This window comes from Thermus thermamylovorans (genome assembly GCF_004307015.1).
GTDB lineage: Bacteria > Deinococcota > Deinococci > Deinococcales > Thermaceae > Thermus > Thermus thermamylovorans.
This window is the reverse complement of sequence record NZ_SIJL01000006.1, coordinates 110,751-132,384: the sequence shown is the minus strand read 5'-3', so window position 1 is coordinate 132,384 and position 21,634 is coordinate 110,751. Positions and strand designations below refer to the sequence as shown.

The following is a 21,634-nucleotide window of genomic DNA, read 5'->3' as shown; positions in this document are numbered from 1 at the left end:
ATGAGGGGCGTGCGGCCCCATGACCTCCCCCCCCTCCCCGAGGCCCCCGGGGTCTACCTCTGGCGGCGGGGGGAGGAGGTCCTCTACGTGGGCAAGGCCAAAAACCTGAGGGCCCGGGTGCGAAGCTACTTCCACGGGGAGGGCAAAGCGGCCCGCATCGCCGAGGAGGCCACCGCCCTGGAGTTCATCGCCGCCCGGGACGAGGTGGAGGCCCTTCTGCTGGAGGCCAACCTCATCAAGGCCCACCGCCCCCCCTACAACGTCCTCCTCAAGGACGACAAGCACTACCCCTTCCTGAAGCTCACCCACGAGCCCTTCCCCACCCTCCTGGTGGTGCGGCGGGTGGAGGCGGACGGGGCCAGGTACTACGGCCCCTTCCCCGAGGCGGGGGCCCTAAGGCGCATCAAGACCCTGATCGACCGCCTTTTCCCCTTGCGCAAGAACTCCGGCTACCCCATGCGGAAGCGGCGCTACCCCTGTCTGAACCACAGCATGGGCCGCTGCCTGGCCCCCTGCGTGGGCCTGGCCGACCCCAAGGCCTACGGGGAGGTGGTGCGCCAGGTGGAGGCGGTGCTGGAGGGGAAGGTGGATGGGCTCCTGAGGGGGCTGGAAGCCAAGATGCGTGAAGCCGCACAGAGGTTAGAGTTTGAGCGGGCAGCGGAGATCCGGGATCAAATGGAGGCTCTAAGAGCTTTCTTCTCCACTGCCCAGCAAGCCTTTGACCCGGAGATAGGGGATCTGGACTTCTTGGGCTTGGCCCAGGCAGGGCCTTTGGCGGTGGTGCAGCTCTACCAGGTGCGCTCAGGGCGGATCCTGGGCCGCATCAGCCGGGTGGTGGAAAAGGAGGAAGCGAGCCCTGAGGAAATCCTCTGGGCCTTCCTGCGGGATTACTACCTGGAGGCTTCCCCCCTACCCCCCCTGGTCCTGCTGCCCTTCCCCCTGGAGGACCTGGAAGGACTGGCAGCCCTCCTTCACCGCCGCGCCGGACGGAGGGTGGAGCTGAGGGTGCCCCAAAGGGGAGAGAAAGCGCGGCTTCTGGAGCTGGCGGAGAAGAACGCCCGCCTGGTCCTGGAGACCGAGCTCAAGCAACGGGAAAGACGGGGGGACCACCCGGCCCTAAAGGCCCTACAGGAGATCCTGGGGCTATCCCAAAGGCCCTATCGCCTCGAGGGGTACGATGTAAGCCACCTCCAGGGGGAAGCCCGGGTCTTTTCCATGGCCGTCCTGGAGGGGGGTAGGGCCAAGAGGGCGGAGTACCGCAGGATGCGCCTGAAGGCGGGAAACGACGACTACGCCGCCATGGAGGAGGGGGTATACCGGCGCTTCACGGGAAGCCTAAAGGATCTGCCCCTCCCCGATCTCCTCCTGATCGATGGCGGGCTTGGCCAGGTGCGGGCAGCAGCCCGGGCTTTAGAAAGAGCAGGCCTGAGCCTCCCCCTGGTGGGCCTAGCCAAGAAGGAGGAGGTCCTCATCACCCAAGAGGGCCGGGAGATCCGCCTGCCCCTAACCCACCCTGCCCTCCAGCTCCTCATCCACCTGCGGGACGAGGCCCACCAAAACGGGCTCCGCTACCACCAAAAGCGGAGGAGCCAGGAGCTATTCCAGGTGCTTGCCGGCATACCCGGCATCGGGGAGACCCGCAAGCGCCTCCTCCTGGAGCGCTACGGGGGGCTTAAGGCTTTGAGGGAAGCCCCTTTGGAGGAGCTTGCCCGCCTGCCCGGCATGAACCGCAAGGTCGCAGAGGCTTTAAAAGCTGCCCTGGATGCCCCTGTTAAGGAAACTTGACCACCACTGGCCTGAGGCGATTCTCCCGGGTTCCGTCGCCCAGTTGCCCGTACCCATTCCTTCCCCAGGCATATAGGATTCCTTCCCCGGTCAGGGCCAGGCTATGGGCATCCCCAGCCGCGATGGCTACGACTCCTCTTAAACCCTCCACCCGGCGGGCCTCCATCCGCCCTTCCTGAGTACCGTCCCCCAGCTGACCGGACTCGTTGGCCCCTAAGGCCCACACCTCACCTTCCCGGGTCAGGCAAAGGAGGTGCTCCCGGCCCGCCGCCAAGGCCACTATTGGCGGCAAGCCTGCAAGCCGCTTTGGTGTAGCGGAATCCAGACCGAAGACATACACCGAGCCATCCCCCAAGAGGGCCGCACTGAAGCTACCCCCACCCACGGCCTGGACCACCCGGGATAAGCCCTCCACCGGCAAGGGCCGGGAGCGGGACTCCACCGTGCCGTCCCCCATCTGGCCTGAAAGGTTGGCCCCCCAAGCGTAAAGCTGCCCCTCGCGGGTGATGGCCAAGGAGTGGAAGTACCCCGCCACCACCGCCATTATCGGGGGAAGCCCCTGAACCCGCACCGGGGACTTCCGCATCTCGTAGGTGCCATCGCCTAGTTGGCCCTCCACGTTGGCCCCAGAGGCGTACACCACCCCGCCCTCCGCCAGAAAAAGGCTGTGCGCGTATCCTCCCGCCACGCCCACGATCCTGGGCAAGCCCTCCACGCGCACCGGCCGGCCTTGGCTGGCCAAGGAACCCAAGCCCAGCTGGCCCTCCTCGTTGCGGCCAAAGGCCAGCACCCTTCCCTCGGGGTCCAAGGCCAAGGTATGGGCTTCGCCCGCCGCCACGGCCACCACACCCTGCAGCAAAAGCACCGGGCGGTTACGATTTAAGAAGGTTCCGTCTCCCAGCTGGCCATGGTAGTTCCAGCCCCATCCCCACAAAGCGCCCAGTTTAACCACGCCTTGCTTAAGGAAGAGGCTATGCCCAGAGCCCGCCGCCAGCATGCCCTGGGAAAGGGCTACCCCCAGGAACAAGAGCGTTAACCCACCCCACCGTTGCCATCCCATTCTGATTCCCAGATTAACCAGCGTCGCCTAAACCCACCTTAAACACCTGGGGTAAGATAACCCCCTGATGGTGCGCCGCGCCCTGGAAGAGGCCATTCAAACCGCCCTTAAAGAGCTGGGCCTAGACCTCCGCCTCAAGGTGGCCAGGGCCCCCAAGGACAAGCCGGGGGACTACGGGGTACCCCTCTTCGCCCTGGCTAAGGAGCTAAGGAAACCCCCCCAGGCCATCGCCGAGGAGCTCAAGGCCCGCCTGGACCTTCCCCCTTTCGTGGAGGAAGTCATCCCCGTGGGGGGGTATTTGAACTTCCGCATCCGCACGGAAGATCTCCTCAAGGAGGCCCTGAGGCCCAAGGGGCCTCTGCCCAAGCGGGAGGGCCTGGTCCTCCTGGAGCACACCTCGGTGAACCCCAACAAGGAGCTCCACGTGGGCCACCTCAGGAACATCGCCCTGGGGGACAGCCTGGCCCGCATCCTGGCCTTCGCGGGCCGGGAGGTCCTGGTGCTGAACTACATCGACGACACCGGCCGCCAGGCGGCGGAAACCCTTTTCGCCCTAAGGCACTATGGCCTGGCGTGGGACGGGAAGGAGAAGTACGACCACTTCGCTGGAAGGGCCTACGTGCGCCTCCACCAGGACCCCGACTACGAGAAGCTTCAGGGGGAGATCGAAGAGGTGCTCCACGCCCTGGAGCGTGGGGAGCTGCGGGAGGAGGTGAACCGCATCCTCCTGGCCCAGATGGCCACCATGAAGGCCCTGAATGCTCATTACGACCTTCTGGTCTGGGAATCGGACATCGTGCGGGCTGGGCTTCTGGGCCAGGCTCTGGAAATCCTGGAACGAAGCCCCCACGTCTTCCGCCCCACCGAGGGCAAGTACACCGGGGCTTTGGTCATGGACGCAAGCCCCTTCATCCCCGGGCTGGAGGACCCCTACTTCGTCCTGGTGCGCTCCGGGGGGGCGGCCACCTACTACGCCAAGGACATCGCCTTCCAGTTCTGGAAGATGGGCCTCCTCCAGGGCCTCCCCTTCCGTTCCTACGAAAACCCCTACTACCCTGCCCTAAGGACCAGCGCCCCCGAGGGGGAGCCCTACACCCCAGCGGCCAAGGAAACCGTGAACGTCATCGACGTGCGCCAGAGCCACCCCCAGGCCCTGGTGCGGGCCGCCTTAGCCCTGGCGGGGAGGCCGGATCTGGCGGAAGGCGCCTTCCACCTGGCCTACGAGACCGTGCTCCTGGAGGGCAAGCAGATGTCGGGAAGGAAGGGCCTTTCGGTGAGCGTGGACGAGGTCCTGGAGGAGGCAGAGCGGCGGGCCCTCAAGGTCATCGAGGAGAAAAACCCCGGGCACCCCGCCAAGGAGGAGGCGGCCAGGATGGTGGCCCTGGGGGCCATCCGCTTCGCCATGGTGAAGACTGAGCCCAAAAAGCAGATCGACTTCCGCTACGCGGAGGCCCTTTCCTTCGAGGGGGACACCGGGCCCTACGTGCAGTACGCCCACGCCCGGGCCCACAGCATCCTGCGCAAGGCGGGGGAATGGGGCGGGGCGGACCTCGCCCAGGCCACCCCCTACGAGCGGGAGTTGGCCCTGGCCCTCCTGGACTTCGAGGAGGCGGTCCTGGAGGCGGCGGAGGAGAAGACCCCTCACCCCCTGGCCCAGTACCTCCTGGACCTGGCGGCCAGCTGGAACGCCTACTACCACGCCAAGGAAGGAGGCCAGGCCGCCACCCCGGTCCTCACCGCCCCCCCGGGCCTGAGGGAACTAAGGCTCAGCCTGGTCCGCAGCCTCCAGGAAACCCTCAGGGGGGGCCTTTCCCTCCTGGGCATCCCCGCCCCTGAGGTAATGTAGGGCCATGCGCTGGGGCCTTCTCCTCCTCCTTCCCCTCCTGGCCCTGGGCCAGCGGCTGGTCTCCCCCGAGGAGGTGGCCCGGAGCCAGGCCATCGCCCGGGCCCTGCCCGCGGTGGTCCGGGTGCAGGGCACCTCCCTGGCCCCGGGGGAGGGGGAGGTGGTGGGCACCGGCTTCTTCGTGAGCCCCTTCCGGGTGGTCACCAACTACCACGTGGTGCGGGACCTGGCGGACCTCACCGTGCGCCTCGCCGACGGGCGCACCTTCCCCGCGGAGCGCTTCGCCGTGGACCCGGGGATCGACATCGCCCTCCTCACGGTGCGGGGAGCCCAGGCCCCGGGGGTCCTAGCCTTCAGCCGCACCCCCACCCGCTCCCTGGTCCTGGGGATGGGGGTGGTGCTGGTGGGCTTTCCCTTCGGCCAGGGGCCCCTGGCCTCCTACGGCATCCTCTCGGGGATCGGCCCCCTCGAGGTCCCCACCCCCGACCCCAGCGTGGGGGCGGAGGTGGGGGAGTACCTCTTCACCGACGCCCCCCTCACCGTGGGCAACTCCGGCAGCCCCCTCATGAGCCTGCAGGGGGAGGTGATCGGGGTGGTGGCGGATGTGATCGGGGGACCCTCGGGGCTCGGGGGGATCGGGGTAGCGGTGCCGGGGGAGTTGGTGGCCCAAAGCGTCCAGGACCTGGAGCGCTTCGGTATCCCCCAGCGGGGCTGGCTGGGGGCGAGCCTCATCAGCCTGGACGAGCTGCCCCCCGTCCTCCTGCGGGCGGTGGGCCTCACCACCGCCCAGGGGGCCATGGTGGACCGGGTGGAGCCCGGGGGGCCTGCGGCCCGCGCCGGCCTCCGCGGGGCACAACGGGACGCCCAGGGGAGGCTTCTGGTCCTGGGGGACGTGATCCTGGCGGTAGACGGCCAGCCCGTCCAGGGCAAGGCCGAGGTGGTGCGCCTCATCGCCCGCTACCGCCCCGGGGACCGGGTGCGCCTCACCCTGTGGCGGGAGGGGCGCAGGCTGGAGGTCACCCTCACCATGGTGGCCCGGCCCCGCAGGTAGGACCTTGCGGGAAGACGGACCGCCGGTAAGGATATGGGCGTGTACATCGCCATCGAGGGCCCCATCGGCGCGGGCAAGACCACCTTGGCCCGGCTTCTGGCGGAGCGCCTGGGCGCGGAGCCCCTCCTGGAGGTGGTGGAGGAGAACCCCTTCCTGCCCCTCTTCTACGGGGATCCCAGGGGCTACGCCTTCAAGACCCAGGTCTTCTTCCTCCTCTCCCGCTACCGCCAGCTCGCCCCCCTCCGGGAAAGGCCCCTCTTCGGCGGGGTGGTGGCGGACTACCTCTTCGACAAGGACGCCATCTTCGCCAGCCTGAACCTCGAGGGCCCCGAGTGGGACCTCTACTTGGACCTCTACCGGGAGCTTTCCCCAAGGCTCCCCCCGCCGGACCTCACCGTCTACCTCAAGGCCCCGGTGCCCGTCCTCCTGGAGCGCATCAGGAAGCGGGGGCGTCCCTTCGAGAAGGGCATGGACCCCGGTTACCTGGAGGCCCTCTCCCAGGCCTACGAGCGCCACTTCGCCCGCTACCCCCACCCCCTCCTGGTCCTCCCCACGGAAGGGCTGGACTACACCGAGGCAGGCCCCCACCGGGAGCGGGTGGTGGAGCTGGTGCGGCAGCACCTCCCCCTCTAGCCATGTACCTGGCCATCGCCGGCAACATCGGGAGCGGCAAAAGCTCCCTCACCGCCCTCCTGGCGGAGGCCTTCGGCCTCCGGCCGGTGTACGAGGCGGTGAGCGAGAACCCCTACCTGGAGGACTTCTACCGGGAGATGGGGGCCTACGCCTTCCACTCCCAGGTCTTCTTCCTGGCCCGCAGGCTGCGCCAGCACCTCCTGGAGGTGAACGGGGCGAGGGCCGTGGTGCAGGACCGCACGGTCTACGAGGACGCCTTCGTCTTCGCCCAGAACCTGTACCGGGAGGGGCACCTGAAGGAGCGGGACTGGCGGACCTACCTGGACCTCTTCCACAGCGTGGCCCCGGCCCTGCGCAAGCCCGACCTCCTCATCTACCTGCGGGCAGACCTTCCCACCCTGCGGGAGCGCATCAGGAAGCGGGGGCGCCCCTTCGAGCAGAGCCTCCCCGACCGCTACCTCCTGGGCCTGAACGCCCTCTACGAGGAGCTCATCGCCTCCTGGGAGCTTTCCCCCGTCTACGTGGTGGAGGCGGACCGGGTAGACTTCGTGGAAAGGGCGGAAGACCGCGAGGCCATCATCGCCGCCCTGCGCTCCCGGATCCGGCCATGACCCTTGCAGAACTCTTCGCCCCCTTTGGCCTAAAGGCCCCACCCCTGGAGGTGCGGGGGATCGCCCTGGACTCGAGGCGGGTGGAGGAGGGCTTCGTCTTCGTGGCCGTGCCCGGAATACCCCTCCCCCACCGCAAGCCCCTGGACGGGCACGACTTCATCCCGGAGGCCCTCAAAAGGGGCGCCATCGCCGTGGTGGGGGAAAGGGCGCTCGCCCTTCCCGTGCCCTACCTGCGGGTAAGGGACGCCCGGGAGGCCTTGGCCCACCTCTCCCGGCGCCTCCACGGCGAGCCCGACCGGAGGCTGGCCCTCCTCGGCGTCACCGGCTCCAAGGGCAAGAGCACCACGGCCAGCCTCCTCCACCACCTCCTGCAGGCTGGCGGAGGAGGGGCCGCCCTCCTCTCCACCTTGGGCTTGCGCCTGGGGGAAGAGGCCCGCCCCCCCTTGGGCCACTTCACCACCCCCGAGGCCCCCGAGGTCTACGCCTTCTTGCGGGAGGCGGCGGACCGGGGCCTGAAGGCGGGGGTCCTGGAGGTCAGTAGCCACGCCCTGGCCCTCAAGCGGGTGGAAGGCCTCACCTTCCGGATCGGGGTTTTCGTGAGCTTCTACCCCGACGACCACCTGGACTTCCACGGCACCCCGGAGGCCTACTTCGGGGCCAAAGCCCTCCTGGTGGAGCGGGCGGAGCTTGCGGTCCTGAACGCCGCCCTACCCCACCTGGAGCGCCTCCGGGCGCGGCCCCACCTCCTCTTCGGGCCCGGGGGGGAGGTCTGGGGGGAGGGCCTGCGGGAGGAGGCGGGGGGCCTCCGCTTCACCCTCCACACCCCCTGGGGCTCGGGGGAGGCCTTCTTGCCCATGCTGGGGGCCTACAACCTGGAAAACGCCCTGGCGGCCAGCGCCGCCGCCCTGGCCCATGGGCTGCCCCTGGAGGGGGTCCTCGAGGGCCTCGCCACCTTCAGGGGGGTGCCGGGGCGGATGGAGGTGGTGCAGAAGGAGCCCTTCCGGGTGGTCATCGACTTCGCCCACACGGGGAAGAGCCTGGAAGCCGCCCTGAAAACCCTGCGGGCCACCACCCGGGGAAGGCTTCTCCTGGTGGTGGGGGCGGCGGGGGAGCGGGACCCGAGGCGGCGGGAGGACATTGGGCGGGTGGCGGCCAGGCTTGCCGACAAGGCCTTCTTCACCGAGGAAGACCACCGCACGGAGGACCTGGGGGGCATCCTGCAGGCCCTGGCCCAGGCGGCGGAGCGGGAAGGGGGCACCTACGAGCTCGTCCCCGACCGCAAGGAGGCCATCTTCCGCGCCCTGGCCGAGGCCCAGGAGGGGGACACCGTGCTCCTCGCGGGCAAGGGGCACGAGCACACCCTGGAGCGGGGCACCCTGGCCCTCCCCTGGGACGAGAAGGCCGTGGCCCTCGAGGCCCTACGCGCCCTGGGCCACCTGGGCCAGGGGCCTGGCCCCGGGAAGGGGGGGCTCTAGGGCCTGAAGCCAGCGGGCGAAGGCCAAAAGACCCCTGCGGTACATGGCCTCCCGCTTTTCCCTCTTGCCAAGCCGCCCCTCCACCGGGGGCACCAGGCCCCAGTTGGCGTTCATGGGCTGGAAGTTCTCCGGGTTGGCCGTGGCCAGGAAGCGCACCAGCCCGCCCAGCAGGCTTTCCTCAGGCGGGACCACGGAAGGGAGGCCCAGGGCCCGCCGGGCGGCGTTCAGGCCCGCCAGAAACCCGGTGGCGGCGCTTTCCAAATACCCCTCCACCCCGGCCAGCACGCCAGCGGCAAAGAGGCCCGGGGCTTCCCGGAACTCCAGGGTCTCCCGGAGGAGAAGGGGGGCGTTCAGGTAGGTGTTGCGGTGCATGACCCCGTAGCGCACGATCTCGGCGTTCTCCAACCCCGGGATCATCTGGATGAGGCGCCTCTGCTCGGGCCACCTGAGCCCCGTCTGGAAGCCCACCAGGCTCCACATCCGCCCCGCCTTGTCCTCCTGCCTTAGCTGCACCACGGCGAAAGGCTCCTTCCCCGTCCTAGGGTCCTTGAGCCCCACGGGCTTCATGGGGCCAAAGAGGAGGGTCCCGTAGCCCCGGCGGGCCAGCTCCTCCACGGGCACGCAGGCCTCAAAGTACTGGAGGTTTTCCCATTCATGGGGGGTGTGCCGCTGGGCCTCGAGGAGGGCCTGGTAAAAGCGGCGGTACTCCTCCTCCGTGAGGGGGCAGTTGAGGTAGTCCGCCTCCTGGGCGTAGCGCCCGGCGCGGAAGCACTTCGTGAGGTCGATGCCCTCGTGGAGGACGATGGGGCTTGCCGCGTCGTAGTAGGCCAGGAAGTGGTCGCCAAAGCGGCGCTTGATGGCCTCGGAAAGGGCGTCCGAGGTGAGGGGCCCCGTGGCCAGGAGGGTGATCCCAGAGGGGATTTCCGCCACCTCCTCCCGCACCACCTCCACCAGGGGGTGCCCCGTAAGCCGCTCGGTGATGTACCGGCTGAACTCCTCCCGGTCCACGGCCAAGGCCCCCCCTGCGGGCACCCGGGCCCTCTCCGCCGCCTCCAGGATGAGGCTTCCCGCCTGGCGCATCTCCGCCTGCAGGAGGCCCTTGGCGTTGGTGGGGCCTTCCCCGCCCAGGGAGTTGGAGCAGACGATCTCCGCCAAGCCCCCTGTGGCGTGGGCCGGGGTCATCCGCTTGGGGCGCATCTCCCAAAGGCGCACCGGCACCCCAAGCCGCGCCAGGGTCCAGGCGGCCTCGCTCCCCGCGAGGCCCCCGCCCACCACGTTCACCCGTTCCATCCCCAAAAGCTTAGCATCCGGCGGGCGGAGGAAAAAGNTCGGTTCCCCATCTTTATCTTTTTATCCCATTCAGCGTCTCACATGTGTCTGTCCAGGTTCAGGGCCTATAATGGCCCCATGGCGGTGCGGCACCGCTTCACGGTGGAGGAGGTCCTGGCCCTGGCCGACCTCCGGCCGGAAACCCGCTGGGAACTCCTGGCAGGGGAGGTCTACGAGATGGCCCCCTTCTCCAGCGCGCACGCGGGGCGGCTGGACTGGCTTTTACACCTTCTGGCGGGCCGGGTTCTGGGGAGGGCCCACCTCCGGGTGCAGAACCCCCTCTACCTCTCCCCGGAAAGCCCGCCCATCCCCCTGCCCGAGGCGGAACTCCTCTGGGAGCCTCCGTCGTGAGCCTGGCCAAGCGCATCGTCCCCTGCCTGGACGTCCACGCGGGGCGCGTGGTCAAGGGGGTGAACTTCGTGAACCTGCGGGACGCGGGCGACCCGGTGGAGGCCGCCCAGGCCTACGACGGGGCCGGGGCCGACGAGCTCGTCTTCCTGGACATCTCCGCCACCCACGAGGAGCGGGCCATCCTCCTCGAGGTGGTGGCCCAGGTGGCGGAAAGGGTCTTCATCCCCCTCGCCGTGGGGGGCGGGGTGCGCTCCCTGGAGGATGCCAGGAAGCTCCTCCTGGCCGGGGCCGACAAGGTGAGCGTGAACTCCGCGGCGGTGCGGCGTCCCGAGCTCATCCAGGAGCTTTCCGACCACTTCGGCGCCCAGGCGGTGGTCCTGGCCATCGACGCCCGCTGGAAGGGGGACTTCCCCGAGGTCCACATCGCCGGGGGGCGTATCCCCACGGGCCTCCACGCGGTGGAGTGGGCGGTGCGGGGAACCGAGCTTGGGGCCGGGGAGATCCTGCTCACCAGCATGGACCGGGACGGCACCAAGGAGGGCTACGACCTGAAGCTCACCCGGATGGTGGCCGAGGCGGTGAACGTGCCCGTGATCGCCAGCGGAGGGGCAGGGCGGAAGGAGCACTTCCTCGAGGCCTTCGCCGCCGGGGCCGAGGCCGCCTTGGCCGCCAGCGTCTTCCACTTCGGGGAGATCCCCATCCCCGAGCTCAAGGCCTACCTGGCGGAAAAGGGCGTGCACGTGCGCTTAGACTAGGGCCCATGGACCTGGGCGCGGTGCGCTTCGACGAGCGGGGCCTGGTCCCGGTGGTGGTACAGGACGCCCGCACCGGGGAGGTCCTGACCCTGGCCTACGCCAACCGGGAAGCCCTGGAAGAAACCCTGAGGACGCGGCGGAGCACCTTCTTTAGCCGCAGCCGCCAGGCCCTCTGGCGCAAGGGGGAAACCTCCGGCCACACCCAGGAGGTGGTGGAGGTCCTCCTGGACTGCGACGGGGACGCGGTGGTCTACCGGGTGATCCCCAAGGGCCCCGCCTGCCACACCGGGGAAAGGAGCTGCTTCCACCATCCCCTCCTCCCCGGGGAGCCCGACCTGGGCTTCGTGCTGGGCCAGGTCTACGCCACCATCCAGGAGCGCCTGAAGACCCTCCCCGAGGGAAGCTACGTGGCCCGGCTCCACCGGGCGGGCCTGGACCGCATCCTGAAGAAGATCGGGGAGGAGGCGGGGGAGGTGATCCTGGCCGCCAAGAACGGGAACCCCGAGGAGGTGCGCCACGAGGTCAGCGACCTCCTCTTCCACCTCCTCCTGGTCCTGGCGGAGCTGGGCTTGGGGCCGGAGGACCTGGCCCAGACCCTCTGGGCGCGGCACCGCCCCTCAGGACCGGAGGACTTGCCTTCCAGCTGAGGCCCGGCGGCCAGAGGTGGCCCAAGGAAGGCCAGGGGGGAAACCACGAGGGGGCATTTAGCCCTTTTGGGGCCCCCGTCGTGGCCTGCGCCACGACGGGGCATCCAGCCAGAGGCGGCCCTCCAGGCGCAGCCCCTCCCAGAGGAGCCGGGCCCACCCCAGGAGGTAGGCCCCAAGGCCCCTTCGCCGCAAGCGCCGGAGGTAACGGCGCCTCAGGCGGAGGAAGCGCCCCCGGGCGGCCTTCCGGTAATGCTCGGGTCCCTCAGGCACAAGGGCGGCCATGCCGCCATCATAACCCGAGCCCTTATGATGGAACCATGGAAATCGAGCGCCGGCTGGTCCTCGAGGTGGTGCGGGTCACGGAGCAGGCCGCCCTGGCGGCAAGCCGCCTGGCGGGCAAGGGGGACAAGGAGGCCGTGGACGAAGCGGGCACCGAGGCCATGCGCCGGGTGCTGAACGAGCTGCCCATACGGGGCACCGTGGTCATCGGCGAGGGGGAGATGGACGAGGCCCCCATGCTCTACATCGGGGAGGTGCTGGGCCAGGGTGGGGCGGAGGTGGACATCGCCGTGGACCCGGTGGAGGGCACCACCACCGCCGCCAAGGGCCTGCCCAACGCCGTAACCGTCATCGCCCTGAGCGAGAAGGGGGGGCTCTTCCACGCCCCCGACATGTACATGGAAAAGCTCATCGTCCCCCCGCCCGCCGCCGGGCTCGTGGACCTCACCTGGCCCGTCCCTGCCAACCTCAAGGCCCTGGCCCTGGCCCTGCAGCGCTCCGTGGAGGACCTGGTGATCGTGGTCCTGGACCGCCCCCGCCACGAAAGGCTCATCCGGGAGATCCGGGAGGCGGGGGCACGGGTGAAGCTCATCTCCGACGGGGACGTGATCGCCGCCCTAGCCGCAGCCATAAGGGGCACAGGGGTGCATGCGGTGATGGGCATCGGCGGGGCCCCGGAAGGGGTCCTGGCCGCCGCCGCCCTGAAGTGCCTGGGGGGGGAGATCCAGGCCCGCTTCGCCCCGCAAGACGAGGAGGAAAGGGCCCGCCTAAGGGCCATGGGCGGGGACGAAAACCGGGTCTACCGCACGGAGGACCTGGCCCCGGGCAGGGAGATCGTCTTCGCCGCCACCGGGATTACGGACGGGGACATCCTCCAGGGAGTGCGCTTCTTCGGGGGCGGGGCTCGGACCCACTCCATCGTCATGGGCCACGCCACCCGGGTGGTGCGCTTCATCGACTCCATCCACCTCTTCGAAACGGGCGCCCGGGTCACCATCCGCGTGTAGACTAAGGGCGTGCCCCGGAGGTACACCGAAGAGGAGGCCCTTAGGCTGGCCCTGGAGTTCTTCCAAGGGGACGAGCTAAGGGCTTCCGTCTTCCTAAACCGCTACGCCCTGAAGGACCCCGAAGGAAGGCTCCTGGAGGCCACCCCGGAGGAGATGTGGCGGCGTCTGGCCCAAGGGGCCGCCCGGGTGGAGAAGGGGGCCAAGCGGGAGTTTTTGTGGCTCTTCTCCGATTTCCGCTTCGTCCCCGGGGGGCGCATCCTCTTCGGCCTGGGCAACTGGCGCCGGTCCACCCTCTTCAACTGCTACTACATCCCCATCCGGGAGGACTCGGTCCGGGGCATCACCCGCTTCCTGGACGAGGCCGCCCGCACCTTCGCCTACGGGGGCGGGGTGGGCACCAACGCCGACGCCCTAAGGCCTAAGGGGGCTAAGGTGGGGAACGCCGGGGTGGAAAGCTCGGGGGCGGTGAGCTTCATGGAGCTCTTCTCCACCCTGGCCGGGGTCATGGGGGCGAGCGGCGGCCGGCGAGGGGCCCTAATGCTCACCTTCTCCGACCGGCATCCCGACCTCCTGGACTTCCTCCGGGCCAAAACCGACCCGGAAAGGAGCCGGGTGCGCCACGCCAACCTCTCCCTAAGGGCCACGGACCGCTTCCTGGAAGCCGCCATGGCGGACGAACCCTGGACGCTTTCCTTCACCACACCCCGGGAGCATATAGCCCGTACCCTCCGGGCCAGGGAAGCCTGGGACCTCCTGGTGGAGGCCGCCTGGGCCAGCGCCGAGCCCGGCCTCCTCTTCTGGGATCGGGTGAAGGGCTGGGCCACGGCCCAGTACGGGGGGATGGAGGTGGAGGGGGTCAACGTCTGCGGGGAGGTTCCCATGGAGCCCTATGGGGCCTGCAACCTGGGAAGCCTGAACCTGGCGGCCTTCGTGCGGGCGCCCTTCCGGGAGGAGGCCCGGCTGGACTTCGCCGGGCTGGAGGAGGCCGCCGCCTTAGCGGTGCGCTTTCTGGACGCGGTGGTGGACCTCGGGAAAAACCGCCATCCTCTGAGGGCCCAGAGGGAGGCCTCCCTGAGAAGCCGCCGGATCGGCCTCGGGATCATGGGCCTGGCGGACGCCCTGGCCATGTTGGGCTTACCCTATGGTTCGGAGAAAAGCCTAAGGTTTGCGGAAGAGGCCATGCGCCGCATCAAGGAGGCCGCCTACCGGGAAAGCAGCCGCCTGGCCCGGGAACAGGGCCCCTTCCCCGCCTTCGACCCCGAGGCGCACCTCCAAAGCCCCTTCATCCAGGCCCTCCCGGAAGACCTCGTGCGGGAGGTGGAGAAGGGCTTGCGCAACGCCGCCCTCCTCTCCATCGCCCCCACGGGTTCCATCTCCATCCTGGCCGGGGTGACGAGCGGCATCGAACCCATCTTCGCCCTCACCTACCTGCGCCACGCCGGGGGACAGGCCTTCCTGGCGGAGCACCCCCTCCTCCGGCGCTACCAGAAGGAGCGGGGCGGGGAGGTACCCCCCTGGCCCACCGCCTACAGCGTGGACCCCTTCGGGCGGGTTCGGCTCCAGGCCGCCCTCCAGCGCCACGTGGACCAGAGCATCTCCTCCACGGTGAACCTGCCCCGGGAAACCCCCAAGGAGGTGGTGGAAAGGCTTTTCCTCACCGCCTGGAAGGAGGGGTGCAAGGGGATCACCGTCTTCCGGGAAGGAAGCCGGGAGGAGGTCCTGAAGCCCCTGCCCCCGGTGGGGGTCTGCACCTTCTGCCAGACGGCATGACCCGCTACCGCATCGCCACCCGGCCCTACCTCCCCTACCCCGGGGAGAGGGTGGCCCGCCGGAAGGGCCTGGGGGGGGAGTTTTACGAGCTTCGCCCCTACGCTTCGGGGGACGAGGTAAGGCGGGTCCACTGGCGGGCTTATGCCAAGACGGGAAGGCTCTACACCCGGGTGGAGACCGCCCCGGAAAGGGGCCGCTTCCGCCTCTTCCTGGACGAAAGCGAAAGCATGCGCCTCCACGGCAAGCTCCCCTACGCGGAAGGGGTGGCAAGGCTCCTCCTCCGGATCGCCCGCCAGGAAGACCCCCTGGCCCGGCTCCTCCGGGGAAAGCCGGGGGAATGGCCCCCAGGGCGGGGCACCCTGGTCCTCCTCACCGACGGCCTGGACCCCCTGCCCTGGGCCAGGGTCCTCCCCCGCCGGGTGGTGCTGGTGCAGGTGCTTTCCCCCCTGGAGCTCAACCCGCCCCTGGAGGAGGTGCTTTTGCGGGACGTGGAGAGCGGGGAAAGCCTCCCCGTGGGGCCGGAGGAGGTTAGGGCCTACAGGGAGGCCCTGGCCGCCCACCTCCGGGCCCTCCGCTTGCTGGCCCTTCTCCGGGGGCGGTACGCCCTCCTCAAGGTGGGGGAGCCCCCCCTCCCCGCCCTTCTCCGGCAAGGGGTACTGGAGCCCCTCTAGGGGGTGCTCAGGCGAACTCCCCCAGGCCCAGGGCCTGCAGGCGGGCCGGGTCCACCCCGCCTTCCCACCCCGCAAGCCGCCAGTAGACCCGAACCCCCTCCTGGAAGGCCCCGGGGTCCAGATGGGCCTCGAGGTTGCCCTGACGGAACGGCTGGAAGAAGCGCTCGGGGAGGCGGTCCTCCTCCGGGCCAATCCCTTCCCGCAGGTTGAAAAGCCGGGTGAGCTGCAGGGTCCTCTCCCCCACCGAAAGCATCTCCTCTGGAGTAAAGCGCCAGCCCGTGGCGGCGTAAAGGGCCTCCCGCCACTCCTCCGGGGTCCAGGGGACGAAGTCGCACATGACCAGGCTGTTGACGAAGCCCCGCTCGCGGGTCTTGGTCCAGAGCATGCGCACCTTGGCCTCGGAGAGGTCCTCTATGGGCAGGGGCTGGAAGTCCTCCCCGTAGAAGCGGAGCTCCTTCAGGGCCTTCCCCTCCTTGGCGAAGGCGGTGTCGTGGAGGTTGTGGTTGTGGTCCGCCCCCGTGGGGCTCACCGCGTAGCCCACCCCCAGGGCCCGCTTGAAGCGGGGGTCGTGCATGGGCACCTCCTGGCCCTTCACCTGCATGGCCAGCTCCGGGTGGCCTATGGCCTCCGCCAGGCGCCTCGCCCCCTGGGCCAGGAGTTCCCCGAGCCGCCCCTCCTTTCGGGCCAGTTTCTCAATGGCGGCGATGAGGGCGTCCCCGTTGCCAAAGCGGAGGCCCAACCCCTCGTCGTCCAGGTAGCCCCGTTCCGCCGCCTCCATGGCACAGGCGACGGTCACCCCCACCCCGATCACGTCCAGGCCGTACTGGTTGCAGAGGGTGTTGGCCTTGGTGACCGCGTAGGGGTCCACCACCCCGCAGGTGGAGCCCAGGGCCCCCAGGCCCTCGTACTCGGGCCCCCCGTACTCCGGGCGCACGTCGTGCTTGCCCGTGCCCTCGATCCTCACCACCTGCTTGCAGCGGATGGCGCAGGCGTAGCAGGTATCCCGGCCGATGCGGATGCCCAGGGCATCCAGGCTGGTGCCGTCCAGGGCCTCGGCCCCCTCCAGGTACCCGTCCAGGAAGTTATGGCTGGGGAGCACCCCCCGCAGGTTGAAGGGCTTCACCGTGCCCACGGTGCCCATGGTGACCAGGCCCGCGGCCCGCTCCATGCGCTCCTTGGCCATGCGGCGGGCGAGCTCCTTGAGGAGGGCGGGATCGTGGTAGGCGGGGAGGGTTTCCTTCCGGGCCCGGGCGGAAACGGCCTTGAGGCGCTTGGCCCCCATCACCGCCCCCAGGCCGCCGCGGCCCGCGAAGTGGGCCAGGTCGTGGATCACGTTGGCGGTGAGGACCCGATTCTCCCCGGCGATCCCGATCTGGGCGATGCGGGTGTTCCCCCCGTGGGCCTCCTTGAGGAGGGCCTCCACCTCCAGGGGGTCCTGGCCCCAGAGGTGGAAGGCGGGGTGGAGGGACACCTCCCCCCCTTCCGCGTGCAGGTAGACGGGCTCCGCTGCCCGCCCCAGGACCACCAGGGCGTCCAGGCCAGCGTTCTTGAGCTCGGCCCCGAAGAAGCCTCCCCCCTCCGCGTCCCCGTACCCCCCGGTGAGGGGGCTCTTGGCGGCCACGGTGTTCCGCCCCGAGCCGGAGATGGGGGTGCCGGTGAGGACCCCGGGGGCGAAGACCAGGGCGTTCTCCGGCCCCAGGGGGTCTGCCCCCTGGGGCACGTGCCGGAGGAGGAGGTAGGCGGCCAGGGCCCGCCCCCCAAGGAACCTCCGCCAGAAGGCCTCCCCATAGCTCTCGTACCAGATGCGCCCCGTGGAGAGGTCCACGAAGGCCACGCGGTCGTGGTAACCCTCGGGCATGGGCCCATGCTACCCCATCCGGTAAGATGCCTGCCGTGTGGACCCTGACCCTGGACACCGCCACCCCCTACCTCGCCCTAGGCCTGTTCCGGGGGGAGGAGGGGGTGGGCAGGGTGGTGCGGGTGGAGAGGCGGCACGAGGAGGCCCTCTTCCCCCTTTTGGATGATCTCCTCGCCGAGGTAGGGGCGCGGAAGGAGGAGATCGGCGCGCTTGTCCTGGGAGAAGGGCCGGGCTCCTACACCGGCCTCCGCATCGCCCTGGCGGCGGGCCTGGGCGTGGCCCTGGCCCAGGGGGCCAGGGTCTACGGGGTGAACTCCCTCCTCGCCGCCTGCTGGCCTTACCTGGAGGAAAGCGGTCCCCCCCTCACCCCCCTCTTCACCGCCCGGAACCGCCTCTACTACGGGGCCACCTACACCAGGCAGGGGGGAAGGCCCCTGGAGCTTCTCCCTCCCGGGAAGCTGCGGGCGGAGGAGCTTCCCCCCACGGGCCTTCTCCTGGACCCGCCCCCGGACCCCCGGGCCCTCTACGAGCTCCTGCCCTTCGCCCGGGAGGGGGTGGAGCCCCTCTACCTTTGAGCCGCCCCGCGGGGATCCCGTTTCCGTAGAGGTCCCGGCACCGGGGGTGGGCGGGAACCGCCGGGGCGGCCTCAGTCGGCGGCCACCCCCTGAAGGGGCTGGGCGGGCAGGGGCTCCCGGAAGGGGAGGCCCTGCAGGGTCTGCGCCATGAGGACCAGGTTCTCCCCGGCCACCTGGGCGTCCTCTGCCAGCTCGGGGTCTTCCTCGAGGCTCACCAGATCCCGCCGGTGGGCGTAGACCAGGCCCAGGGGGGCCAGGACGAAGCCCATGTAGGTGAGGGGCAGGAGCATCTGGGCAAGGGCCTGGCTGGCCCCCTCCTCCTCGGCCACCGCCAGGAGGGCCATGGGCTTGCCCAGGTTCAGGAGGCCCCGGTTCTCCATGGAGGTCATGCGCTCCAAGAGGGCCTTCATCCGGGCGGAGACGCTGAACCAGTAGACCGGGGTGGCGAAGACCACGGCGTCGGCGTTCAGGATCCTCTCCGCCACCCTGCCGAACCCGTCCCACGGCCCCTGGACGCAGGTCTCGGGGCCGCAGGAGGCGGGGTCCACGGAGTAGTTCCCCGCGCAGAAGGGAAAGGGATGCCTGACGAGGTCCAGGCGCTCGGTGAGGGCACCTTTGCGCCTGGCCGCCTCCAGCACCTTATCCAGAAGTTCTGCCGTAAAACCATCCGTCCGTACCGATGCGTTGACGCCGAGCACGCGTAAACCCATAAGTATCACCCACGCGCTACTCCGCGTTTATTGTAGCACGCGCACCTTAGGGCTGCCAAGGGCCTGTAANCAGCGTCTCACATGTGTCTGTCCAGGTTCAGGGCCGGCCACAAACTCCCCCATCCCCTGGACCCGCACCGGGTAGCCCCTCAAGGTGCCCTCCCCCGCCACCGGCCCCTCCCAGTAGGCCACCCGGGTGGTACGGGAGAGGATCTCCCCTTCGGGGAAGAGGGGGCGGAGGGTGAGGTCCAGGCCCGGACCCAGGAGCCGCCAGGCCAGGGTGAAGGTCCGGCCCGAGGGGCTGGTCCAGGCCTCCAGAGGGAGAAACTCCAGCTGCCAGGCCTCCACCCGCCCCAGGGGGTCCACCCGGCTCCCCAGCACCTGGACCACCCGGCCCTCCCGGTCCCGCACCCGGTAGGCCATGAGCTCGGAGCCGTCGGAGAGGTGCAGGCCGAACCAGTCCCAGGTGGCGGAAAGCCCGGAAAGCTGCTCCCCCCACTGGTGGTCCAGCCAGACCTCCCACCGGGCCTCTTCGCCACGGATGCGGCCCGAGGCCACAGCCCGGGTGTAGGACTGGTAGTACATCCGCCCCGTGGCCTCGGTGCCCGAGTAGCCGGGGGGATGGACCACGGGGGGCTTCAGGGGAAGGAAGGCGAGGTCCACGGGGCCGGCCAGGAGGCGGAAGCCCTCCCCCTCCCTATAGAACCGCCAACCGGAGACCTCCAGGTAAGGGCCCGGTTCCGCCCGGCCCCGGGGGGCCAGGAGGTCCTGGTCCGCCACCTCCAGGAAAAGCCTCTCCCCCGTGCGCAGGTCGGTGAGGGCCAGGTGGGCGGCGTGGAAGGCCCCGAAGAGGCTTCCGGGAAGGCCCAGGATGCGGAAGGAGGGGGGCGCGTAGGCCTTGAAGAAGGCGAAGTGGAAGGCGTAGGGCTCGGCCCAGCCCGAGGCGTACCACCACTCCAAGGGAGCGGGCTTGGGGTCCCAGTCCTGGGGGTCGGGAAGCCTCTGGGGGTCCACCCCCAGAAGGGCCGGGGCGCAGGCGGCGAGGAGGAGGGGCAGGAGGAGAAGGGGGCGCATGCCCTAAGCCTAGTCCGCGTCCCTCAGGGGAATGTTGGCCCGCTTCCAGGCCGAAGACCACGCCTCGAGGCTTGACGGCAAGGGGCCACCCCCCTAGGTTGGTGAAGGGTGTACAGGGGAGCCCGCCTGCCGCCGAACCCCCGCCCCCTGGCCGGGGTGGGGCCTTGAAGGGCGTCCTGCCCCCGGCCTTCTGGCTCCTGGCCCTGAACAACCTCTTCGTGGGGGGCATGGTGGGGCTGGAGCGGACGGTGCTTCCCCTTCTGGCCGCGGAGGTCTACGGGCTCCAGACCGGGGTGGCCGTGGGGGCCTTCATCGCTTCCTTCGGCCTGGCCAAAGCCCTTTTCAACCTCCTCGCCGGCCTTCTGGCCGACCGGATGGGGCGCAGGGGGGTGCTGATCCTGGGCTGGCTCTTCGGCCTGCCCGTGCCTCCCCTCCTCATCCTCGCCCCCACCTGGGACTGGGTCGTCGCCGCCAACGCGCTCCTGGGGATCAACCAGGCCCTCGCCTGGTCCATGACCGTGAACATGATGGTGGACCTGGTCCCGCCCCACCGCCGGGGGGTCGCCGCCGGGGTCAACGAGTTCGCGGGCTACCTGGGGGTGAGCCTCCTGGCCTTCCTCACCGGCCTGTTGGCCTCCACCTACAGCCTCAAGCCCATCCCCTTCTACCTGGGGGTGGGGGTGGCCCTGGCCGGCCTGGGCCTGGCCCTGGCGGTTCCGGAGACCCGCAGGCCCCCCGCCCCTACCCCCTTGGGCTGGGTGCCCGGGGTGGGGCTTCCCTCCCTGCTCGGCCTCCTCACCAACCTCAAGGACGGCCTGGCCTGGCTGCTCCTGCCCCTCCTCCTTTCCGCCCGGGGACTCTCCCCCGCCGAGATCGGGGGGGTGGCGGGCCTCTACCCCCTGGCCTGGGCCCTGGGGCAACCCCTCTTTGGCCCCCTTTCCGACCGCCTGGGCCGCCGCCCCCTCATCCTCGGGGGAATGGCCCTGCAGGGGCTCGGCCTCCTCCTCCTGGGCGTGGAGCCCCCGGGGGCAGCCCTCCTGGCCGCCCTCCTGCTGGGTCTGGGCACCGCCATGGCCTACCCCACCCTGATCGCCCATGTGGCCGACCGCGCGCCCCCGGAAAAGCGGGCCACCGCCTTGGGCCAGTACCGCTTCTTCCGCGACGGGGGGTATGTCTTGGGGGCGACCCTCGCCGGGCTCGGCCTGGCCAACCCCGCCGTGGTCCTCCCCCTCGCAGGGTTGGGCTTCCTGGGCGTGGTCCTCTGGGTCCGGGGCCGCCTCTGAAGGCGGCTTAAGCTGGGGGCGTGACGGACACCCACGCCCACCTGGACTTCCTGGAGGAGGCGGAGCTCGCCGAGGCCAAGGCCCACCTCCCCGAGCTCAAGGCCGTCCTCACCCTGGGGGTGGACCCCAGCCGCTGGGAGAGGACCCTGAGCCTGGCGGAAGGGAACGTCTACGCCGCCGTGGGCCTCCACCCCACCTCCGCCCACCTCCTCTCCCCCGAGGTGGAGGAGGCCCTCAGGCACTACGCCCGCCACCCCCGGGTGCGGGCCATCGGGGAGGCGGGCCTGGACTACCACTGGACCCCCGAGACCCGGCCCGCCCAGCTCAAGGCCCTGGACTTCCAGGCGGCCCTGGCGGAGGCGCTGGGCCTCCCCCTGGTGCTGCACGTGCGCAGCAGGGATGGCCGGGCGGAGGAGGACCTGGCCGCCTGGCTCCTGGTCCATCGCCCCCAAAAGGTGGTCCTCCACGCCTTTGGCGGGCACCCGGCCCTGGAGGGGGCGGGCCTAAAGGTGGGGGCCTACTTCAGCTTCGCCGGTCCCCTCACCTACAGGAGGAACGGGGCCCTGCGGGAGGTGGCCCAGAGGCTCCCCCGGGAAAGGCTCCTGGTGGAGACCGACACCCCCTTCCTCCCCCCGGAGCCCCACCGGGGAAGGCGGAACCTTCCCCACCTCGTGCGCCACACCTTGGAAAGGCTGGCGGCGGTGCGGGGGATGGATTTCGCCGAGGCCGAGGCCCTCACCGACGCCAACGCCAGGGCGCTTTTCCGCTTCCCGGGGCCCGGGGAGGGGGGGTGATGCCACCCTCCCCCCTGCCCCCAGGGGCCGGCCCCGGGCGGAAGCGGGCGCAAGCGCCCCGCCGTGGCTTGGG

The 21,634-nt window shown here is 70.1% G+C and carries 21 protein-coding genes; 15 read left to right on the top strand and 6 right to left on the bottom strand.

Annotation, left to right across the window (positions count from 1 at the left end; all coding sequences use genetic code 11):
* Positions 1-1,785 (top strand): excinuclease ABC subunit UvrC, encoded by a 1,785-nt coding sequence (uvrC, locus tag ETP66_RS06480; protein ID WP_201738484.1) that lies wholly within the window; start codon positions 1-3, stop codon positions 1,783-1,785.
* Here the strand turns inward: uvrC and ETP66_RS06475 are convergent.
* Positions 1,772-2,782, bottom strand: coding sequence for an RCC1 domain-containing protein (locus ETP66_RS06475; protein WP_236630106.1), 1,011 nt, complete (start codon positions 2,780-2,782; stop codon positions 1,772-1,774). The two genes, uvrC and ETP66_RS06475, sit on opposite strands and share 14 nt — an antisense overlap.
* 130 nt (positions 2,783-2,912) lie before the next feature.
* Here ETP66_RS06475 and ETP66_RS06470 point away from each other — a divergent pair, with 130 nt between their 5' ends.
* The 5 genes from ETP66_RS06470 to ETP66_RS06450 are packed head-to-tail and all read left to right on the top strand — an operon-like array spanning position 2,913 to position 8,458.
* Positions 2,913-4,691 carry an arginine--tRNA ligase gene (locus ETP66_RS06470; protein WP_130841704.1) on the top strand — a complete coding sequence of 593 codons (1,779 nt, stop codon included), beginning with the start codon at positions 2,913-2,915 and terminating at the stop codon, positions 4,689-4,691.
* Positions 4,692-4,695: 4 nt separating this feature from the next.
* Complete coding sequence (locus tag ETP66_RS06465; RefSeq protein WP_130841702.1) at positions 4,696-5,739, top strand: S1C family serine protease; 1,044 nt, start codon at positions 4,696-4,698, stop codon at positions 5,737-5,739.
* Positions 5,740-5,778: 39 nt separating this feature from the next.
* Positions 5,779-6,372: a deoxynucleoside kinase gene (locus ETP66_RS06460; protein ID WP_130841738.1), complete on the top strand. Its 594-nt coding sequence runs from the start codon at positions 5,779-5,781 to the stop codon at positions 6,370-6,372.
* A gap of 2 nt (positions 6,373-6,374) precedes the next feature.
* Positions 6,375-6,983, top strand: coding sequence for a deoxynucleoside kinase (locus tag ETP66_RS06455; protein WP_130841700.1), 609 nt, complete (start codon positions 6,375-6,377; stop codon positions 6,981-6,983).
* On the top strand, positions 6,980-8,458 hold the full coding sequence (locus ETP66_RS06450; protein WP_130841698.1) for a Mur ligase family protein: 1,479 nt from the start codon (positions 6,980-6,982) through the stop codon (positions 8,456-8,458). The genes ETP66_RS06455 and ETP66_RS06450 overlap by 4 nt, the downstream gene beginning before the upstream one ends.
* Here the strand turns inward: ETP66_RS06450 and trmFO are convergent.
* The gene (gene trmFO, locus ETP66_RS06445; RefSeq protein ID WP_130841696.1) at positions 8,402-9,748 is read right to left on the bottom strand and encodes a methylenetetrahydrofolate--tRNA-(uracil(54)-C(5))-methyltransferase (FADH(2)-oxidizing) TrmFO; all 1,347 of its coding nucleotides are present in this window, start codon (positions 9,746-9,748) and stop codon (positions 8,402-8,404) included. The genes ETP66_RS06450 and trmFO overlap by 57 nt on opposite strands.
* 117 nt (positions 9,749-9,865) lie before the next feature.
* Between trmFO and ETP66_RS06440 the strand changes: the two genes are divergently transcribed.
* Genes ETP66_RS06440 through hisIE form a run of 3 tightly spaced genes read left to right on the top strand, consistent with a single transcriptional unit; the run spans position 9,866 to position 11,540 of the window.
* The gene (locus ETP66_RS06440; RefSeq protein ID WP_201738483.1) at positions 9,866-10,138 is read left to right on the top strand and encodes a PDDEXK family nuclease; all 273 of its coding nucleotides are present in this window, start codon (positions 9,866-9,868) and stop codon (positions 10,136-10,138) included.
* Positions 10,135-10,893 (top strand): imidazole glycerol phosphate synthase subunit HisF, encoded by a 759-nt coding sequence (gene hisF, locus ETP66_RS06435; RefSeq protein WP_130841694.1) that lies wholly within the window; start codon positions 10,135-10,137, stop codon positions 10,891-10,893. Before ETP66_RS06440 ends, hisF begins: the two co-directional genes overlap by 4 nt.
* Positions 10,894-10,898: 5 nt before the next feature.
* A complete protein-coding gene (gene hisIE / locus ETP66_RS06430) occupies positions 10,899-11,540 on the top strand; it encodes a bifunctional phosphoribosyl-AMP cyclohydrolase/phosphoribosyl-ATP diphosphatase HisIE (RefSeq protein WP_130841692.1) in 642 nt (213 codons plus the stop codon).
* A gap of 57 nt (positions 11,541-11,597) precedes the next feature.
* Here hisIE and ETP66_RS06425 read toward each other — a convergent pair whose 3' ends face one another.
* Positions 11,598-11,822: a hypothetical protein gene (locus ETP66_RS06425; RefSeq protein WP_130841690.1), complete on the bottom strand. Its 225-nt coding sequence runs from the start codon at positions 11,820-11,822 to the stop codon at positions 11,598-11,600.
* 35 nt (positions 11,823-11,857) lie between these two features.
* Here ETP66_RS06425 and glpX point away from each other — a divergent pair, with 35 nt between their 5' ends.
* The 3 genes from glpX to ETP66_RS06410 are packed head-to-tail and all read left to right on the top strand — an operon-like array spanning position 11,858 to position 15,267.
* Complete coding sequence (gene glpX, locus ETP66_RS06420; RefSeq protein ID WP_130841688.1) at positions 11,858-12,826, top strand: class II fructose-bisphosphatase; 969 nt, start codon at positions 11,858-11,860, stop codon at positions 12,824-12,826.
* Positions 12,827-12,835: 9 nt separating this feature from the next.
* Entirely contained in the window at positions 12,836-14,596 is a 1,761-nt protein-coding gene (locus tag ETP66_RS06415) for an adenosylcobalamin-dependent ribonucleoside-diphosphate reductase (RefSeq protein WP_130841687.1), read from the top strand.
* A complete protein-coding gene (locus ETP66_RS06410) occupies positions 14,593-15,267 on the top strand; it encodes a DUF58 domain-containing protein (RefSeq protein WP_130841685.1) in 675 nt (224 codons plus the stop codon). The genes ETP66_RS06415 and ETP66_RS06410 overlap by 4 nt, the downstream gene beginning before the upstream one ends.
* Positions 15,268-15,274: 7 nt before the next feature.
* On the opposite strand, the gene ETP66_RS06405 is transcribed toward ETP66_RS06410, so the two are convergent.
* Positions 15,275-17,125 (bottom strand): aldehyde ferredoxin oxidoreductase family protein, encoded by a 1,851-nt coding sequence (locus ETP66_RS06405; RefSeq protein WP_130841683.1) that lies wholly within the window; start codon positions 17,123-17,125, stop codon positions 15,275-15,277.
* 26 nt (positions 17,126-17,151) lie between these two features.
* Between ETP66_RS06405 and tsaB the strand changes: the two genes are divergently transcribed.
* Complete coding sequence (tsaB, locus tag ETP66_RS06400) at positions 17,152-17,700, top strand: tRNA (adenosine(37)-N6)-threonylcarbamoyltransferase complex dimerization subunit type 1 TsaB (RefSeq protein WP_130841681.1); 549 nt, start codon at positions 17,152-17,154, stop codon at positions 17,698-17,700.
* 71 nt (positions 17,701-17,771) lie between these two features.
* Here tsaB and ETP66_RS06395 read toward each other — a convergent pair whose 3' ends face one another.
* Together ETP66_RS06395 and ETP66_RS06390 are read right to left on the bottom strand one after the other, a co-directional pair.
* A complete protein-coding gene (locus tag ETP66_RS06395) occupies positions 17,772-18,410 on the bottom strand; it encodes a flavodoxin family protein (RefSeq protein WP_130841679.1) in 639 nt (212 codons plus the stop codon).
* A 27-nt stretch (positions 18,411-18,437) separates the two neighbouring features.
* Positions 18,438-19,484: a lipocalin-like domain-containing protein gene (locus tag ETP66_RS06390; RefSeq protein WP_130841677.1), complete on the bottom strand. Its 1,047-nt coding sequence runs from the start codon at positions 19,482-19,484 to the stop codon at positions 18,438-18,440.
* Positions 19,485-19,648: 164 nt separating this feature from the next.
* Here ETP66_RS06390 and ETP66_RS06385 point away from each other — a divergent pair, with 164 nt between their 5' ends.
* Positions 19,649-20,767 (top strand): MFS transporter, encoded by a 1,119-nt coding sequence (locus ETP66_RS06385; protein ID WP_130841675.1) that lies wholly within the window; start codon positions 19,649-19,651, stop codon positions 20,765-20,767.
* A gap of 20 nt (positions 20,768-20,787) precedes the next feature.
* Positions 20,788-21,561 (top strand): TatD family hydrolase, encoded by a 774-nt coding sequence (locus tag ETP66_RS06380; protein WP_130841673.1) that lies wholly within the window; start codon positions 20,788-20,790, stop codon positions 21,559-21,561.
* Positions 21,562-21,634 lie beyond the last annotated feature (73 nt).